Source organism: Psychrobacter sp. UBA3483 (assembly GCF_002377905.1).
GTDB lineage: Bacteria > Pseudomonadota > Gammaproteobacteria > Pseudomonadales > Moraxellaceae > Psychrobacter.
Genome location: NZ_DFQS01000030.1, coordinates 1 through 13,895, shown reverse-complemented (window position 1 = coordinate 13,895; position 13,895 = coordinate 1). Strand labels below are relative to the sequence as shown.

Below are 13,895 nucleotides of genomic sequence, written 5' to 3'. Positions count from 1 at the left end.
GGCGAGTATACTGATGAGTCTATTCTTTGGGTTGATTCCCGATAGTGCCGCAGCGGCTATTTGGGCGATGGTGGTGGCAAGTTTGCTGCCACTGGCGATGGCGCTGACGGCAAAAGCGCTCGGCGGTTTTAATTTGGCTGACAATGCCCATCCGCGTGATTTCTTACAAGGGACGACGGGAGCTGCCGCGCGGGCCAATGCTGCCCAGCAAAACAGCTATGAAACCTTGCCTATATTTTTGGCGGCAGTGTTGGTTGCGATGCTGTTTTTTGTACCGCAATTAATTATTAATACCATCGCTTGGCTATATGTGCTGATTCGTATTGGGTTTTGCGTGGCTTATATTACCAATTTAGCCACCTTTCGCTCTATTCTATGGGTGCTGTCGATGGCCTGCTCATTGATGTTATTTTACTTAGCAATTAGGGTCAGTTTTTAGCTTATTGCTGCTGTAAGTCTTTTGATATTTTTGTTTTTAACACCATCACAATATCGATCATAAAGCGCTGATTATTCGAATGTGCTCTTTTGCAGCGCAGCGATAATCACCGATTTATTTTTTTCTCTTTTGATACTTTCCCACAAGGTTTGTGCCTCAGAGTAACCCTTGGTTAGCATACCAAGCCACTGCTTATAACGCCCGACCAACACCACATCGTTTTTCGCCGCACCCTCTAAAAACTTAATCTGATGGGCAATTAAATCTTGCCATGCTAAGACTGTCAGCATTTTTATGTCGTTATTATCCGCATCAATCTTGGCAATCAAATCGGGACGGGTGACAGCGCCGCGCCCAAGCATTAAATGCGTCGTACCTGATTGCGTCATACAGTTTTGTGCGTGTTCACTATTCCAAATCTCACCATTGGCAATCACTGGTATAGCAAGCGTATTAAAATTTTGGATTTTATCCCAATAAGCGGGCGGCTTATAGCCTTGGGTTTTGGTACGCGCATGAATGGTTAACCAATCGGCGCCGCTCGCAGCAATCGCTGCTTTGATATCATCCATGCGACACGTATCGGTATAACCCAAACGAATCTTTGCGGATACAGGAAGATGAGCGGGTACGGTTCGGCGTACGGCGCTGATAATCTCATATATCACGTCAGGCTCATCAAGTAGCACCGAACCACCGCGATGGCTGTTAACCGTTTTAGCCGGACAACCAAAGTTGATATCAATCGCTGGCGCACCAAGCTCGGCAGCATAAGCGGCATTTTCTGCCATCAATTGCGCGTCACTACCAAGTAGCTGAATATGAATCGGTGTACCAGATGTGGTTTTGGCATCATGATGCAACTCTGGCACGTATTTATAAAAAACGTGTGCTGGCAAGACAGTTTGGGTGACGCGTATAAATTCACTGACCGACCAATCATAAGGGCGACCCAAGTCTGTGGCAATTTGCGTCAATATTTGGCGCATCAATGGATCGGTCAAACCTTCCATGGGTGCAAGCAGGCGAACAGGATTGGCAAATAATTGCTGTATGGTGTTTTGACGCTTTTGTAGTGCTTGAGATAAAGATGAAATGTTAGGCTGCTGCTTATGGTTCATGGCTAATTAATCATTGAATAGAAGGGAGTAGAGAGGTTTGGTGGGTATAGACGGGAAGATTAAGTATTACCAAAAATCACTTTTTTACCCGTCTGCAACCCTGATATCAAATCTTTGATATTATGGATATCTAAATTGTTCTGTGCCCGCGTGCAAGCAACGTAGAGCAAACGCAACTCTTCTGGGCTTATCTTTACCGCATTGGTGGTTACGTCATAATAAAAATCATCATCGAGCTGCACTTTACCCCACTCAAGCCCTTTGGCTTTATGCGCGGTTGAGATGACATAGTCAGCATTTTCGATACGCGTTAGGCTATTTACCGCCTGCGTCAACACATTGGTACCATGGTCATCGACCAATTTCACCAAGGTTTTAAGGTCGCTGCCTTCATTGGTTTCAGAATATTCTTGGACATCCCCCCAATTATAAAAATATGCCAGTTCGGGCACACCATAAGCCGATTTGCCATTTTTTAAGTTTTCAGCTGCCTGACAAAATTTAAGCATACGATCGGTATCGGCTTGCAGAGCAACTCTATGCCCAAGCTTTAAGCCCGTCAGCAATTGCGACATAGCAGCCGCATTGGTACGGCAAAGAATGGCATCTTTTTTACTGTGTACCATGCCTTTGTCGGTAGACGATTGCTTATTTGGATTGCCTTTTAATGGTACTTCTTCTTGTAAAGCTTTGAGCAAGGTATTGGCAATCTCAGCAATCGGTTCGCCAAAACGAAAAGATTGGGTCAATAAGGTTTGTGGCAACGGCAGTTTTTTCATTGCATTGACCGCCCCGCGCCACTCATAAATCTGCTGATGGGCGTCGCCGACATAAATCACCTGCCGTGGCTGCTGGGTCAAAATCCCCATCATTAATGGATCGGCATCTTGTGCTTCATCAAACAAGATAAAATCCGCAGGAATGCTCGGCTTCGATAAGGCCCACAATTTAAGATAAATATCATGGCCGATACCAGCAGGATGACGGGCATCAATCGACTGTAACCAGCGCTGTTCAACAGCAGGGTAGAGCATTTCGCGCAACTGCTCGCTATCTGACTCAGCAAGCCAGCTTGGAAATTCAAGATGCCTTGGGGCAGGATAGCTGGCGTGCGTGCTACAAAAATTGCTCACCGCATCACTGACAAAGCGCGACAAGCGAGCTGGCGTGAGGGTAATATATTTATTCACCCCATCCATTTGCCGACGCACTTGCACGGGTTGTAAGCCTAAATCATCACCCAAACGCTTGGGTGAAAATCTTGGTAATGACAATTTAGCGGTAATATCACGTGGTACATGACGGTAGGCTAATGAGTGAAACGTGCGACAATCGACGTGACCGGGAAATTTTTGCCGCGCATCGTTGGCAATGGCTTTGTTAAAGGCTAAATACAAGCCGCGACCGCGCAGACGCTCACCGATTAATTTGAGCGTCGTAGTTTTCCCTGCACCCGCATAAGCGACCACTTTAAATGACTTGTGATCCATCGCCATGTTTAGCGCGTTCAGCTGCTCATCAGTGGGATCGCTCATATAAGCTGGCATCGATGCGGACATAATAAAGCTACCTAAAAAACTAGAATGGAGTCAAGATTAGCGGCGGTAAAAAAAGCCACTGCATAAACAATGGCTGACGGCTGATAATAACGGTGATATTGAGACATTCATTAACACTGAGGGTAGTACTGAGCGATTTAAATAAGAAAGCGATTTAAATAAGAAAGTTATATTAACAGATTAGCGTGTTGGCTGCTTTTTGAATAAGTGCCTGATAAGTAAAGTTATTCTTTCTTCAACTCTATATCGTCTGTCAAAGTCAGTTTGCGTTCTTCTTTGATTAAAACTTTCGCTAAAAACAATCCCAGCTCAAACAATAACCACATCGGAATGGCGAGCATCAACATCGACACCCCATCAGGCGGTGTAACGACTGCTGCAACGGCAAAACAGCCGACGATAATATAGCGGCGTTTATCTTCTAGACTTTGAATGGAGACGACACCCGCCAATATCAATAGTAAGGTGACCACTGGAATCTCAAACGTCAGCCCAAATACCATAAACAGCTTGAGCGCAAAACTTAAATAACTGTCGATATCTGTCATCGGCAAGACGTTTTGCGGCGCAAACATGATAAAAAACTTAAGCACGCCTTTTAACACAATAAAGTAAGCAAACGCCACGCCCGCATAAAATAAAAATATCGAAGACATCAGTACAGGAATAGCGACTTTTTTCTCTTTTTTATACAAACCGGGCGCGACAAACGACCAAATTTGATACAAGATATAGGGCATTGCCAAAAACGCCGCGACAAAGATACTCAGACGTATTGGCGCCATAAAGTTGGAAGTGATATCGGTTGCTATCATCGTTGAGTTGGCGGGCAACTGGGCAACCAGTGGGTCGGATAAAAAATCATAGAGCTCACGTGAAAATCCGACCAAGGCCAAAAATATCACCAGTACCGCGACGCATATCTTAATCAGATGTCGGCGCAATTCAATCAAATGCTCAGTAATCGGCATATCAGCCATTGAGCTTAGGATATCACCAGAGTCATCATGAGCCGTGGTATCTGGGGCAGCATCGATGTCTGTAGCCGTTACTTTTTCTTGACGGCTTTTTTTACGCTTTAATAAGCCCACTAATCATTCTCCTGCTGCTTGGCAGAAGCCTGCTGAATTGATGGTTTGTTTAAATGGTTATCTAATAATGTATCGGCTTTATAATTAGGCAGGTAGGGCGGCTGCGGTAAACGACGCGCCTTATCATAAGCGCCAAGACGAAACCACATGTTTTCCCAAGGTTTGGTTATGGCGATTTGGATCATTTGCTTGGTATGGTCGTTGACATCAGTTTTTAGACTATCGTCATTATTTGAGCGCTGTGATTCTGATGGTTGAGACGCTGTTAATTTTTTATGGGAGTCATAGCTGTCATAAGCGTAGTCAAATTCTTTTGGCGTTGCTAATGAATGAACGTCTTTTTCATGGTCGACTGTATTGCTATCCCCATACGCTTTAGCAGTATTAACTTGATGCGCGGCTTTAAGGTGCTGGTTTTGCGAGGATTCAAATTCTTGCAGACTGCCGCGCATCTCTGCCATCTCACGGCGCATTTCAGCTTCAGTCTCACGAATTTTAGCCAGCTCTCTGTGCATCTGTTGCCGTGTCTCTGCTAAGTCAAGCTCAGCTTCGATTTCAGACTGCAACGTAGACACCGTGCGGCGAATTTTGGCATACCACTGCCCAGCCGTACGCGCCGCTTGGGGCAGTTTTTCTGGCCCCAAAACGATTAAGGCAATGACGCCAAAAAGCAGTAATTCAGAAAATCCAATATCAAACATAATGTCCCAATGCCACTATTAAATGCTATACATTATGCTTGTCATCAACCTTAGTGGTTGTTCGCTCTTCAGTGTGCGCATTGCCATCATGATCAAGCACGACTTGCTTTTTGGCATGTTCGGTATTTTCATCTTTAACGGCTTCTTTAAAACCTTTGACCGCGCCGCCCAAATCTTTACCGGCATTTCTTAGCTTGGAGGTGCCAAATACGACCACCACCACCACCAATAAAATCAGCCAATGCGTAATGGAAAAACTACCCATGATGCTATCCTTCTGTCTTGGTTTTTAGTCTTTATATGAATACTTTGAGTGTATAGGAAGTTGCTATCGTAAACAAAAAGTATCGACATCTTATGCGAAATAAAACAGAGCTATATTATAACCTGCCGTCAGGGTAAAAAGGTGAAAGCAACAATAATCAAACAGCGCCACGCTAAAAACACTAGCGTGCTGCTTTTTCAGCAATACCTGACAGACCAAAACGTCGGCCTAGCTCGTTTAATACCGCTTCTGATTCTATATCAAACCATGCCAAGCCCACTAAAGTATGGAACCAAACATCAGCAACTTCATAGATCAGCTCGTGACGCGCTTCGTCATACTGGGTTTTATCCACATTTTCATCGCAATTGGCTAAGTCTTTGGCCGCGATGATACTTTCTGTACTTTCTTCACCCACTTTTTCTAATATTTTATTCAGGCCCTTGGCATATAGACTTGCCACATAAGAGCTGTCAGCGTCCGCTTGTTTGCGCTCGGCCAATACCTTATCAAGCTGCTGCAAAATAGAATGAGTGGTAGCAAGTCTGTTATTTTGATGGGTGTGCGAATGGTCTATATCTTCCGCCGCTTCATTAATTTGAGGCGTGGCTTTTGCTGCGGCGTTTGTCTGATAAATCTCTGCAGGATCTTTTAATACTTTATCGACGGTTTGCCATTCAGGCGTTTGCCCAGACAAATCTAAACGCTGATAAAAACAAGACTCACGGCCAGTATGACAAGCGATACCGCCTGCTTGCGTGACGCTCAGTACAATCACATCAGCGTCGCAATCTAGACGAATATCATGCACGCGCTGGGTATGCCCAGACGATTCGCCTTTATGCCATAACTTGCCACGCGAGCGCGAAAAATACACTGCCGTCTGCGTTTCGGCAGTTAATTGCAGCGATTCGGCATTCATCCACGCCATCATCAAAATACGTCCGGACACATAATCTTGGGCGATCGCAGGAATCAAACCATCAGTATTAAAATTTACGGCAGCAAGCCAAGCAGGTAAAGTCATAATCTATCAGTCATCTTATAAGAAGTAATGAGAAGGTGGTAAAAAGTATAAAGTAATAAAGATAGCATTCAATCCCTACTTAAACACAGCTATCACTGACATTCAATATGTTCACGCAGGAAATAAAACACAATTATAGCAGTAGCACGTTTTTATACGCATTGTATTTATTTAATAGCAACTAACGCACCCTATAAGGTAGCGATAAAAACTTTGCTTGGCAAAACAGCGCACTATCTGCTAAAATAGCGCCTCCCACCTCGAGGCAAATAGCCGTTTAGTGCTTGTTTTTAAAGCGACTATTCGTTTTTACTATTTGACGACCAGGTTCTATCAAAGACAAAGAGGCAAATCATCATGAAAGTTAAGATGAAAACCAGAAGCGGTGCCGCTAAACGCTTCAAAAAAACAGCGAACGGCTTTAAACGTAAACAAGCATTCAAAAGCCATATCTTGACCAAGAAATCAGCTAAGCGTATTCGCCAGTTGCGCGGTCTAAAGATGGTGGACAAGTCTGACGAAGCAGCAGTTCGTCGTATGTGCCCATACATCTAATAGCCTATCGTCATTTAGCTTTAATCAATTAAAGATATTTGACTTTGCAATTTGATAACGATGTCTATTAGTCAATTGTTTGATGACATCGTGATTCGTTTAATAATGATTAAAAAATCTTGGAGTAATTTATGGCCCGTGTAAAACGTGGTGTACAGGCAAATCGCCGTCACAAAAAAATCTTAAAGCGCGCAAAAGGCTACTACGGTGCTCGTTCACGTGTTTATCGCGTAGCAGTACAAGCAGTGACCAAAGCTGGTCAATATGCATATCGTGACCGTCGCAACAAAAAACGTACTTTCCGTCGTCTTTGGATTGCACGTATCAATGCTGGTGCACGTTTAAATGGCTTAAGCTATAGCCGCCTTATCAACGGCTTGAAAAAAGCAAACATCGCTATCGATCGTCGTGTACTTGCTGACATCGCTATGCATGATGCAGCGACTTTCACCGCCTTAGTTGAAAAAGCAAAAGCGGAATTAGCCTAAATATTAACTGTCCTTTAGGTATTCAGATTTTTTGATTGCTTAAATGGGTAGGACTAATATTGATTAATAGGTCGATATTAATAAAAGCTACCGCTGGTCGGTGGCTTTTTTTATAGTAGATTATTTTACGACCAGTTTTATCATCGCTAATAGGCAACATGCTTTCTATAAAGTTGCAGTTCTCATTGTCTAACGTTTTTATTTAAAATTATTTTTAAAGTCATTGTCTAAATATTCAAGCCATTCATATAGTGCGCCTTTATCGTAAAATGAATGGGTAAATGGTTTGCAATATTTGGTCAAATCCCTACAATTACCTATCACTATCATTAATAGTCCGTTTAAATCAGGAAGAATGCGTCTTATGACTACCCCTGCTGCTACCACCGATTTGTCGGCGCTACCGACCTTGTCCTCAGAGCTAAGCGAGCTTAATGAAGCCCAGTTAAGCGAGTTTGCCAGTGCTGCTGAAGCATTGGTTCTACAAGTAACCGATGTGCGTGCCCTGCAAGATTTGAGGGTGCAACTGACCGGTAAAAAGAGCCCTTTAACCGGCTGGTCAAAGCAGATGGGCAAACTTAGCAGCGATGACAAAAAAACTTACGGCGGCTGGTTACATCAAGTGCGTAGCCGTATTCAAGATGCATTGACGGCGCAGCATCAAGAGCTAGAAGTGGCGGCATTAAATGCTAAGCTTGCCAGCGAGAGCATTGATATCACCTTGCCTGCGCGCGGTGGTCAAAAAGGTCATCTGCATCCCGTGACCATGATTACCCAGCGTATGCAGCAGTATTTTATCCAAGCGGGTTTTAATGTCGCCACTGGCCCTGAAGTTGAGAGCGATTATTATAATTTTGAAGCGCTAAATATCCCGTCGCATCATCCAGCACGGGCGATGCACGATACCTTCTATTTTGACGCGCACTATCTGTTACGTACCCATACCAGTCCGGTGCAAATTCGCACCATGGAAAAAAATGAGCCGCCGATTCGTATTATTTGCCCGGGCCGCGTCTATCGTAATGACTCGGACCAAACCCACTCGCCGATGTTTCATCAGTTGGAAGGGCTTATGGTGACTGAATCGAGCACCTTTGCTGAGTTAAAAGGCTTGATTAGTGAATTTTTAGAAGCGTTTTTTGCCAAAGAGCTGACCGTGCGTTTTCGTCCATCATTTTTCCCGTTTACTGAGCCTTCTGCTGAAGTTGATATCCTTGATGATAATGGTAAATGGCTTGAAGTCATGGGCTGCGGTATGGTACACCCGCAGGTGCTGACCAATTGCGGTATTGATAGCGAAAAATACACCGGCTTTGCTTTTGGCATGGGTATTGAGCGCTTTGCCATGCTGTATTACGGTATCGACGATTTGCGCCTGTTTTTCCAAAACGACGTACGCTTCTTAAAACAGTTTGGCTAGAGTTTTCCTTGTCAATATGACAGGTTAATACGTCACCCTTTATTCTAAAATCTTTATTATAAAATTCAGATCCGAGATATTTATGAAAATTAGCGAACAGTGGCTACGTCAATGGGTAAACCCCAACAATAGCAGTGAGCAATTGGCTGAACAACTCACGATGGCAGGGCTTGAGATTGACGATCGCTTTGCAGTTGCTCGTGCTTTTAGCGGCGTGGTGGTCGGTGAAGTGATCAGCGTTGAACAGCATCCCGATGCCGATAAGTTGCGCGTGACGCAGGTCAATATTGGTGCCGCTGAGCCGTTACAAATCGTTTGCGGCGCGCCCAATGTGATGGTCGGTATGAAAGCACCGGTTGCGACCGTTGGTGCTGTGCTGCCCTCTAACGACGCAGAAGGCTTTAAAATTAAAAATGGCAACTTACGCGGTGTCGATTCTAACGGTATGCTGTGCGGCGCGTCTGAAATTGATTTAATCGATAGCATCGATGGTCTGCTTGAGTTGCCAAGTGATGCACCGATTGGCATGGATATCCGTGAGTATTTAGGTTTAGACAATCAAATACTAGATATCTCTATCACGCCAAATCGCGGTGATTGTTTTAGTGTACGTGGTATTGCGCGCGAAATATCAGTGATTAATGATTTGCCTATGCAGCAGCCTACAATTCCTGCCAACGTACCAACTGATGCTAACGGTGCTAAAAATACTACGCCCGCAGTAACGGTAAGCGCGGTTGGAGCGTGCCCGCGTTATTTACTCCAATCAATCAGTAACATTGATCGTAGCATTGACACGCCGAAATGGATGACTGACGCGCTAGTCCAATCGGGACTGCGCTCGCATAACTTTTTAGTCGACGTGACCAACTACGTGTTGATGGAACTCGGCCAACCGCTACATGCGTTTGATGCTGATACCATTGAAGGCGATATCGTGGTACGTTTGGCGCAGCCTAGCGAGACCATTACCTTATTAAATGAGCAAACCATTACCTTAACCGGCGATGAATTGGTCATTGCCGATGATAAAGGTGCATTGGCACTTGCTGGTATCATGGGCGGTCAGCGTAGCAGTGTCACTGACAGTACCACCAATATTATTGTAGAAAGCGCTTTCTTTAGTCAGCTTGCTATTGCCGCTCGTGCACGCCGTTTTGGTCTGCATACCGATGCCTCACAACGCTTTGAGCGTGGTGTCGATTTTGAGTTACCAGAGTTAGCACTAGCGCGTGCTGTTGATTTGATTACCAGTGTCACTGGTGGTCAAGCTGGGCAAATAGTAAAAGTGGAAAGCAGAGAGCACTTGCCAGCACGTACGCCGATTACTTTGCCAATCACTAAAGTCCGTGAGGTCATCGGTATTGAGATTGAGCCAGCTGTGATGGTGCGTATTTTGACTCAACTAGGCTTTGAGGTAGATCAGCAAGCCGGTAGGCTGATTTGCACGCCGCCATCGTATCGCTTTGATATGAGCATTAAGGAAGACTTAATCGAAGAGATTGCCCGTATTTACGGTTATGACAATATTCCGAGTGTGTTGCCGCATTTGCAAGTCAGCATGGATTATGACGATACGGCGGACTTAACGCACGAGATGAAGCTGGCCTTGGTCAATAATGGCTATATGGAAGCCATTAGCTTTAGTTTTAGTGATGCAAAAATAGAAGCCTTGCTCGATGATAAAGCGCTTGGAGAAGTGTTGGCATTGGCCAATCCTATCTCTAGCGACTTGGCGGTGATGCGCCGTACTCTGCTATCAAGCTTATTGCCTTGTGTACAATATAACCTCAATCGCCAGCAGCCGCGAGTACGTTTCTTTGAAACGGGTTTAAGCTTTGTCGGTCAAAGTATTAGCGAGTTGGTACAAACGCCAAGTATTGCGTTAGTTGCAGTCGGCGATGTGTGGGATGAGCAAGCGTATCAAAACCGTGCGCTAGACTTTTATGATCTTAAGCATGATATTGAGCAGTTATTACCGGCGCAAATCGACAGTACGCGTATCCGCTATGAGCGTAGTGCACTTGCTTTCTTACATCCTGGTCAAAGCGCCAAGCTCTATATCGATGAGGTATACGTCGGCTGGTTCGGTCAATTACATCCTAACACCGCTAAGCAGTTAGACTTGCCAGCGACGTGGGTGGCGCAATTGTCACTTGCCCCATTATTAACCTTGGTGCGTGAGCAGCATGCCATTACTACCCCAAGCAAATTCCCGCAAGTACGTCGCGATATCGCCATCTTAGTCGATATCGATATTAGCTTACAGACGTTAGAGGCGACGATACGCGCGGCAGCTGGTGCGCTATTGACAGATTTATGGTTATTTGATGTGTATCAAGGCGACAAGGTCCCGACCGGTCAGCGCTCTTTAGCGTTTGCTTTAATATGGCAAGACAAAGCACAGACATTATCTGATGAAGCGGTAAAAACTGCGACAGATAAAGTCGTGCAAGCGCTAACTGAACAGCACGCCGCTCAGTTGCGTGATAGCTAAAGCTAAGATATAACCATCTAAAACGCTCTATAGCCTCTGCATAAGTGAGGCTATGGCGTTTTGCTATTTATAAAAATGATTATCTGATAGAAATTTTCATCTTTAAAAAAGTTAAGTGGTTATTAATAAAGGATTTTCATGCAGACTTTATGAAAAAGATGACAAAAAACCTTTATAATAACTAACATTAATTCTCATACCGCTAAACCATGATATTCGACATCACGACATAGCATAGGAGTCGTACTGTGAGCACCTTAACCAAATCTGACATGATTGAGCATTTGATGAGTCATCTTAACCTAACACGCCAAGAAGGCCGCTGTTTGGTAGAGAATTTTTTTGACGAGTTGTCAGAGAGTTTGATTGATGGCAAAGAAGTCAAGCTGTCAGGCTTTGGCAACTTTGAGCTTAAAGATAAAAACAGCCGTCCTGGACGTAACCCAAAGACAGGCGAGCCAGTTGCCGTATCAGCACGCCGCGTGGTCACCTTTAAGACGGGTCAAAAATTTCGCCAACAGGTAGATGAGAAATTATTTGACCAATAAGGATCGGGCAGTAAGTAAAAATGATGGTTATCACAGTAATATATTCGATAGACTGTGATAACCATCATTTTTTTTATGTCGCGCTTTTATGACACCCCACTTTTTTATAAAGTATAAATAGTAGGCATAAAAAAGAGAGCATAAGCTCTCTTTTTTACTACAGTACTTTTATTATGAAAAATAAAAATTACTGAGCTGGTTCTTCAACAACAACTTCGTCAGCAGCGTCAACAGCTGGAGTTTCGCTAGCTACGTCAACGCTAGTAGTAGTACCGTCTACAGGTACTTCAGCATCGATTTCGTCAGTAGCAGTAGCAGCTTGTGCTTGAGCGATGTCAGCTTCAGCATCAGCTACAGCAGCTTCAGCTTCTGCAGGTACCGCTTCGCCTTCAGCAGCAGCGTCGTCTAACTGTTCTTGAGCGTCTTGCACTTCTTCTTGCGCGTCAGATAAATCTTCAGCAGCGTTTTCTTTGTTGCTATCACAGGCAGTAAGGCCCATAGTTGCAGTCATGATACCAGCTAGAGCAAGTAATTTAAGTTTCATAAGGTTTCTCCGGGAAAATGAAATGATCAGTAGCAGCAAAAAAGGTTGAATCTCCGAGATTTCCCAGAATTCAACTAGTATTAATTACAGCTACTCAGCTTTCACGCATTCTATATGATTTCTTTCTGGATGGAAAGAGGTTGTACAATTAAGTAACAATAAAATTGTAAATCAACTTTTAACTTGCTCATTTAATATACTTTTTAATACAACAACTCAAATTAATCGACGTATAATCAATGACATCAGGACGTTTTGGCGCTTTTTCTATAAAAGGATTTTCTTCATAATTTTAAGAGTATTTTTTGCTTATTGGTAGCCTTAGTATCAATAAAATTGACATTTAAATACCTATAAAAATATAGAAGCGATTATGGTTGAAAGCTAGAATAAAAAATCAAAGGATTGAGGCAAATATCTTATAACACCAATAATCAAATAACAGGATTTACTACGATAGCGATAGGTATGCTATTGGATTTTTTAGGAGAAGTATTATGAAATGGCAAGACAGACGTGGCAGCTCAAATGTGCGCACCACCAGTGGCGGTGGCAAGATGATTGGCGGCGGTATCGGCGGTATTATCATTGCTGGTATTTTATGGCTGGTGTTTGGGGTTAATCCGATGACCGCATTGCAAACGGGGCAAGTGATTACGGGCGGCGGCAATACGTCTACCCAGCCTGCTACTAGCGACGACCGTGATACACGCTTTGTCAAAGTCGTGTTAGCGGATACGGAAGAAGTTTGGCATCAGATATTTAACGAGGCGGGGAGTACTTATAAAGAGCCATCATTGATTTTATTTAATGGACAGGTCAGCTCAGCTTGTGGGAGTGCCAGCGCCGCCACAGGGCCTTTTTATTGCCCAGGGGATCAAACGGTGTATTTGGATACGTCGTTCTTTGTAGAAATGCGTCAAAGTTTAGGCATTACTGGCGATGAACAAGGCTCAGGTGATAGCGAAAATCAAGGTAAAGCGGGAGATTTTGCGCAAGCCTATGTCATCTCTCATGAGGTCGGCCACCACGTGCAGACTTTGCTTGGTATTACTCAGCAAGTCAACGAAGCCAGCCGCCAAGTAACGCGCGCGCAGGCTAACAAATTATCCGTCATGCAAGAGTTACAAGCCGATTGTTTTGCAGGCGTTTGGGCGCAGCGCAATCAGGAGCGCGTACAGTTCTTAGAAGCGGGCGACATTGATGAGGCCATCAATGCTGCTGGTCAAATTGGTGATGATCGTTTAGCGCGTGCCGGCGGCGGCGCCGTGGTACCCGATAACTTTACTCATGGCACCAGTCAGCAGCGCGTGCAGTGGTTTACCCGTGGTTTAGAGAGCGGTAATGTACAAGCGTGCGATACTTTTAGTGGCGCGTTATAGAGGTTAGTGTTGCGTTATAGCAGTATTTAGGTATTGCTTACCCTATAAACGTAAAAAAGCCTGCAAATGAACTGACCCCCATAAGTTGGACACAACTTTTGGGGGTATTTTTATGCGTTACGATCTAGACTTTAAGATCAAAGTCATAGCATACTACAAAGAAGGACATAGTAGCGGTGCGACAGGTGAGAAGTTTGGCGTAAATCCAAAGTTTGTAAGCAAATGGGTTGAGCAGTATCAAAGCGGTGGTATAAACGC

15 protein-coding genes are annotated in these 13,895 nt (G+C 44.2%); 8 read left to right on the top strand and 7 right to left on the bottom strand.

The annotated features are described in order from the left end of the window. The first annotated feature begins 13 nt into the window (after positions 1–13). Positions 14–439, top strand: a complete 426-nt coding sequence (locus B2866_RS05295) for an MAPEG family protein (RefSeq protein ID WP_296191335.1) — start codon at positions 14–16, stop codon at positions 437–439. Positions 440–510: 71 nt separating this feature from the next. Here B2866_RS05295 and B2866_RS05290 read toward each other — a convergent pair whose 3' ends face one another. The 6 genes from B2866_RS05290 to hisIE form a co-directional block, all read right to left on the bottom strand. Further along, complete coding sequence (locus B2866_RS05290) at positions 511–1,560, bottom strand: tRNA dihydrouridine synthase (protein WP_296191333.1); 1,050 nt, start codon at positions 1,558–1,560, stop codon at positions 511–513. A 59-nt stretch (positions 1,561–1,619) separates the two neighbouring features. Continuing rightward, complete coding sequence (locus tag B2866_RS05285) at positions 1,620–3,119, bottom strand: UvrD-helicase domain-containing protein (RefSeq protein WP_296191331.1); 1,500 nt, start codon at positions 3,117–3,119, stop codon at positions 1,620–1,622. A gap of 224 nt (positions 3,120–3,343) precedes the next feature. Next, on the bottom strand, positions 3,344–4,210 hold the full coding sequence (gene tatC, locus B2866_RS05280; RefSeq protein WP_296191329.1) for a twin-arginine translocase subunit TatC: 867 nt from the start codon (positions 4,208–4,210) through the stop codon (positions 3,344–3,346). After that, positions 4,210–4,911: a Sec-independent protein translocase protein TatB gene (gene tatB / locus B2866_RS05275; protein ID WP_296191327.1), complete on the bottom strand. Its 702-nt coding sequence runs from the start codon at positions 4,909–4,911 to the stop codon at positions 4,210–4,212. The genes tatC and tatB overlap by 1 nt, the downstream gene beginning before the upstream one ends. Before the next feature lie 25 nt (positions 4,912–4,936). Further along, positions 4,937–5,176 carry a Sec-independent protein translocase subunit TatA gene (gene tatA / locus B2866_RS05270; protein ID WP_296191325.1) on the bottom strand — a complete coding sequence of 80 codons (240 nt, stop codon included), beginning with the start codon at positions 5,174–5,176 and terminating at the stop codon, positions 4,937–4,939. A 181-nt stretch (positions 5,177–5,357) separates the two neighbouring features. Beyond that, a complete protein-coding gene (gene hisIE, locus B2866_RS05265) occupies positions 5,358–6,203 on the bottom strand; it encodes a bifunctional phosphoribosyl-AMP cyclohydrolase/phosphoribosyl-ATP diphosphatase HisIE (protein ID WP_296191323.1) in 846 nt (281 codons plus the stop codon). Positions 6,204–6,560: 357 nt separating this feature from the next. Between hisIE and rpmI the strand changes: the two genes are divergently transcribed. The 5 genes from rpmI to B2866_RS05240 all read left to right on the top strand — a co-directional run bounded on the left by rpmI (position 6,561) and on the right by B2866_RS05240 (position 11,711). Continuing rightward, the gene (gene rpmI / locus B2866_RS05260; protein ID WP_011281253.1) at positions 6,561–6,758 is read left to right on the top strand and encodes a 50S ribosomal protein L35; all 198 of its coding nucleotides are present in this window, start codon (positions 6,561–6,563) and stop codon (positions 6,756–6,758) included. A 131-nt stretch (positions 6,759–6,889) separates the two neighbouring features. After that, positions 6,890–7,246, top strand: a complete 357-nt coding sequence (gene rplT, locus B2866_RS05255) for a 50S ribosomal protein L20 (RefSeq protein WP_058369591.1) — start codon at positions 6,890–6,892, stop codon at positions 7,244–7,246. Between the two features lie 364 nt (positions 7,247–7,610). Then, on the top strand, positions 7,611–8,666 hold the full coding sequence (gene pheS / locus B2866_RS05250) for a phenylalanine--tRNA ligase subunit alpha (protein ID WP_296191320.1): 1,056 nt from the start codon (positions 7,611–7,613) through the stop codon (positions 8,664–8,666). An 82-nt stretch (positions 8,667–8,748) separates the two neighbouring features. Further along, on the top strand, positions 8,749–11,163 hold the full coding sequence (gene pheT, locus B2866_RS05245; RefSeq protein ID WP_296191318.1) for a phenylalanine--tRNA ligase subunit beta: 2,415 nt from the start codon (positions 8,749–8,751) through the stop codon (positions 11,161–11,163). Between the two features lie 248 nt (positions 11,164–11,411). Beyond that, the gene (locus B2866_RS05240) at positions 11,412–11,711 is read left to right on the top strand and encodes an integration host factor subunit alpha (RefSeq protein WP_200663362.1); all 300 of its coding nucleotides are present in this window, start codon (positions 11,412–11,414) and stop codon (positions 11,709–11,711) included. Positions 11,712–11,898: 187 nt separating this feature from the next. On the opposite strand, the gene B2866_RS05235 is transcribed toward B2866_RS05240, so the two are convergent. Next, positions 11,899–12,255, bottom strand: coding sequence for a hypothetical protein (locus B2866_RS05235; protein WP_200663360.1), 357 nt, complete (start codon positions 12,253–12,255; stop codon positions 11,899–11,901). 497 nt (positions 12,256–12,752) lie between these two features. On the opposite strand from B2866_RS05235, the gene B2866_RS05230 reads away from it, so the two are divergent. Further along, positions 12,753–13,637 (top strand): KPN_02809 family neutral zinc metallopeptidase, encoded by an 885-nt coding sequence (locus B2866_RS05230; RefSeq protein ID WP_296191313.1) that lies wholly within the window; start codon positions 12,753–12,755, stop codon positions 13,635–13,637. A gap of 112 nt (positions 13,638–13,749) precedes the next feature. Then, the coding region (locus B2866_RS05225) for a helix-turn-helix domain-containing protein (RefSeq protein ID WP_296191381.1) at positions 13,750–13,895 on the top strand (146 nt) is incomplete at its 3' end.